Consider the following 3,759-nt stretch of genomic DNA (forward strand, 5'->3'; position numbering starts at 1 on the left):
TCGGCGTCAGCATCTATTTTACCTATCTCACCCATTTCCTGGGGCTGACCGCCAACAGCAGAACGGTAGTTGACGCGCTGGTGGCGCTCGGCTTCGGTGCGTCCTTGATTTCGATCTTTGCGCGTCTCGGCGGCGGCATCTTTACCAAGGGCGCCGACGTCGGCGGCGATCTCGTCGGCAAGGTTGAGGCCGGCATTCCCGAAGACGATCCGCGCAACCCCGCCACCATCGCTGACAATGTCGGCGACAATGTAGGCGATTGCGCGGGCATGGCGGCCGACCTGTTCGAGACCTATGCGGTGACTGCGGTCGCCACGATGGTGCTGGCCGCGATCTTCTTCGCGACGTCGCCGCTCCTGGTGAACATGATGACGCTGCCGCTCGCGATCGGCGGTGTTTGCATCATCACCTCGATCATCGGCACGTTCTTCGTCAAGCTCGGGTCGAGCCAATCCATCATGGGCGCGCTGTACAAGGGCCTGATCGCCACCGGCATCCTCTCGCTGGTCGGCGTCGCCGGAGTGATTTACTGGTTGGTCGGTTTCGGTCCGCTCAACGGCGTGAAGTTCACCGGCGCGGCGCTGTTTGAGTGCGGCGTGGTCGGTCTCGTCGTCACCGGGCTGATCATCTGGATCACCGAATACTATACCGGTACGGAATATCGACCGGTGAAGTCGATTGCTTCTTCTTCGGTGACGGGCCACGGCACCAACGTGATCCAAGGTCTGGCGATTTCGATGGAAGCCACCGCCGGACCGGCACTGGTGATCATCGCGGGCATTCTCGTCACCTACAGCCTTGCCGGTCTGTTCGGCATTGCGATTGCCACCACCACCATGCTGGCGCTGGCCGGCATGATCGTCGCGCTCGACGCGTTTGGTCCCGTCACCGACAATGCCGGTGGCATCGCCGAGATGGCTGGGCTCCCCAAGGAAGTCCGCAAGGCCACCGACGCGCTCGATGCGGTCGGAAACACCACCAAGGCTGTCACGAAAGGCTATGCGATTGGCTCCGCCGGTCTCGGCGCACTGGTGTTGTTTGCCGCCTATAACGAAGACCTCAAATTCTTCATCGGCAACGCGGCGAAGTTTCCGTACTTCCAGGGCGTCGTGCCCGATTTCTCGCTCAACAATCCCTACGTTGTAGTCGGGCTGCTGTTCGGCGGGCTGCTGCCGTATCTGTTCGGCGCGATGGGCATGACTGCCGTCGGACGGGCGGCCGGCGCCATTGTCGAGGAAGTGCGCCGCCAGTTCCGTGAAAAGCCCGGCATCATGCAGGGGACCGACAAGCCCGATTACGGCAAGGCGGTCGATCTTCTGACCAAGGCGGCGATCAAGGAAATGATTATACCCTCGCTGCTTCCGGTGTTGTCACCGATCGTGGTTTACTTCGTGATCTATGCGATCGCAGGCGGTGGCGCGGCCGGCAAGTCCGCCGCATTCTCGTCGGTCGGCGCCATGCTGCTCGGCGTGATCGTGACCGGCCTGTTTGTCGCAATCTCGATGACCTCAGGCGGTGGCGCATGGGACAACGCGAAGAAGTACATCGAGGACGGCCATTACGGCGGTAAGGGCTCCGATGCCCACAAGGCCGCGGTCACGGGCGACACCGTCGGTGATCCCTACAAGGATACTGCCGGTCCCGCCGTCAACCCGATGATCAAGATCACCAACATCGTTGCGCTGTTGCTGTTGGCGATCCTGGCGCACTAGGTACGAAGGATGAGGGGGTCATGATCCGATCAGGTTGAATCGGATCATGACCTCATTTAGTTGCTGCTAGTTGAAGCTGAGCAGCTTAAACAATGGGGTCAGGTAGCTGAGCTCCTGTCCAGAGGTCGGAGTGGTTCGGCTGATGAAGTCGAAAATCCTGCCGTCCTGCAACCCGTAATTGGCAAGCCGCTGCACCCGGCGGTTCTTGTCAAAATAGACGGCGATGACGCGTTGGTCGACGACCTTCTGGTTCATGAAGGCCACCGGCCGCTCCGATCGCTGGGAGATGTAATAGAACACCTCGCCGTTGAGAGTGGCGACGGTAGAAGGCGTTCCCATCACGATCAGGACCTGATCCTGGCTCGCGCCGATTGGAAGTTGCTCGAGCGCGCCGGGCGGAAGGATGTAGCCCTTCTGGAACTGTTCGCCGCTGCAGGCGCCCAGCACGGTGCATACGAGCGCGATGGCTGCGGCGGTTCGGATGCCGCGCCAGCTCGCGGCGAGCCGGCGGGGGCGCGGCGCCGAGCGGCTCCGGCTCGGTTCAGTCATTTGGAACTGGCCTTGTCGCTTGCATCACGCGGAGCGTTGACGTACCGGGCAGCACGCAGCATTCCAACAGCAGCGGGCCGCTGGGGCCCGCGGGTGGAACCCCACGATGGTTTGGCCATTCGATCACTTCAGAAAACCCCCGCTGCAGGTGCGCCGCACCATTGAGACCATCTATGGCATGATCGTGACGCAAGCACGAGAGCCGCTGTTTTACCGGGAACTGGGCGTCGCGGATACGGTGGACGGCCGGTTTGACGTCTTGGTTCTGCACCTGTGGGTCGTGCTGCGGCGGCTGAAGACGATGGAGAACGGCGTCGTGCTGAGCCAAGGTTTGTTCGATCGGTTCTGCGAGGACATGGACGGCAATTTACGCGAGATGGGCGTAAGTGATCTCAAGGTGCCCAAACGCATGCAGGCCTTCGGTGAGGCTTTCTACGGCCGATCCGTGGCCTATGATGTGGCTGTCGCCGAGGGTCAGGAGGCGCTGGCTGTGGCGCTTCGTAAGAACGTGCTGGATAGTGGGCAGATTGAAAATGCGCGCCGGCTAGCGTCCTATACCGAGGCAGCAATTAGCGCCCTGACGCGGCTCGACGATGCCAACATCCAGAGCGGGTCGTGGCGGTTCCCAGCGCCGGCACGAGCTGGCGTGTGAGCAATGACAAGAAACAAGAACAATATCGATGAAGCGGACCCATGGCGCGTCCCAGTCGCGGTGGCGGAAATACCGGAGCTTGGGCTGCATCGGGAAATCGAAGCCAGTCTCATCCAACGGCAGTCCATGGCGGAAGTGGCCGGCTTGCGGGCGATCGCCGTGGCCAATGCTACGCTCGACCTCACGCCCATGGGCGGCGGTCGGTTTCATGTTGGTGGTCACGTCCGCGCGAGGGTTGGACAGACGTGTGTCGTGACCCTCGAGCCGATCGAGAACGAGATCGATGAGCCGATCGATCTGGTCTTCGCTCCACCTGAACAAATTCCAGAGTTGGCCGAACTCGTGGACGAAGCCAATGACGAGGTCGAAACACCGGACCCGCCCGAGCCGATTGTGGACGGAATCATCGATCTCGGCCGACTGGCGACCGATGCTCTGTTCCTGGCAATCGATCCTTACCCGCGACGGAAGGATGCGGTATTCGAGCCGCCGGTCGAGCCTCCCGATCCCGATGCTCACCCATTCGCGGCACTGAAAGTGCTGCAGCTCGGGCCCAAGACATCCGGCAGCAACAAGCCGAAAAAGCGCTGAACTTAGCGGGGAGGGGCGTCTCGCGCCTCGCGTAGCGAAGCAGATGACGAAGTGGGTCCCTATTCGAACCTAATTAGCTGAACAGTCGCAACTATTTCGGTGTGCCGAATCCGCAACCCTTCCGCTTGGCCTTTAAAAGGCGGCGGTCAAGAGGTTGTGTCAGGGCGCGGACACGCTATTGTCGCGCCCCGGCCGGGCGCAAGATCGCGCTTCGCCGAGCGCCGCCCTCATGGGATCAGAGTGCGGCCGAGCGAA

General features: G+C 61.6%; 4 protein-coding genes. 3 read left to right on the plus strand and 1 reads right to left on the minus strand.

Going from position 1 to position 3,759, the window contains the following annotated elements:
* Positions 1 to 1,712 (plus strand): sodium-translocating pyrophosphatase (locus tag VJV58_RS21995; RefSeq protein WP_324139481.1); only part of this gene is annotated, 1,712 nt, incomplete at its 5' end.
* Between the two features lie 66 nt (positions 1,713 to 1,778).
* Here VJV58_RS21995 and VJV58_RS22000 read toward each other — a convergent pair.
* Positions 1,779 to 2,261: an outer membrane protein assembly factor BamE gene (locus tag VJV58_RS22000; RefSeq protein ID WP_324139482.1), complete on the minus strand. Its 483-nt coding sequence runs from the start codon at positions 2,259 to 2,261 to the stop codon at positions 1,779 to 1,781.
* 106 nt (positions 2,262 to 2,367) lie between these two features.
* Between VJV58_RS22000 and VJV58_RS22005 the strand changes: the two genes are divergently transcribed.
* Both VJV58_RS22005 and VJV58_RS22010 read left to right on the plus strand, forming a co-directional pair.
* Positions 2,368 to 2,913: a ubiquinol-cytochrome C chaperone family protein gene (locus tag VJV58_RS22005; protein WP_324139483.1), complete on the plus strand. Its 546-nt coding sequence runs from the start codon at positions 2,368 to 2,370 to the stop codon at positions 2,911 to 2,913.
* Positions 2,914 to 2,916: 3 nt separating this feature from the next.
* Positions 2,917 to 3,504: a DUF177 domain-containing protein gene (locus VJV58_RS22010; protein ID WP_324139484.1), complete on the plus strand. Its 588-nt coding sequence runs from the start codon at positions 2,917 to 2,919 to the stop codon at positions 3,502 to 3,504.
* The last annotated feature ends 255 nt before the right edge of the window (positions 3,505 to 3,759 follow it).

Origin of the sequence: Bradyrhizobium sp., from assembly GCF_035273305.1 — a bacterium.
GTDB lineage: Bacteria > Pseudomonadota > Alphaproteobacteria > Rhizobiales > Xanthobacteraceae > Bradyrhizobium.

Coding starts and splice junctions, on each gene's coding strand:
- VJV58_RS22000 (WP_324139482.1), bottom strand. CDS start 2,261: ATGACTGAACCGAGCCGGAGCCGCTCGGCGCCGCGCCCCCGCCGGCTC.
- VJV58_RS22005 (WP_324139483.1), top strand. CDS start 2,368: ATGGTTTGGCCATTCGATCACTTCAGAAAACCCCCGCTGCAGGTGCGC.
- VJV58_RS22010 (WP_324139484.1), top strand. CDS start 2,917: ATGACAAGAAACAAGAACAATATCGATGAAGCGGACCCATGGCGCGTC.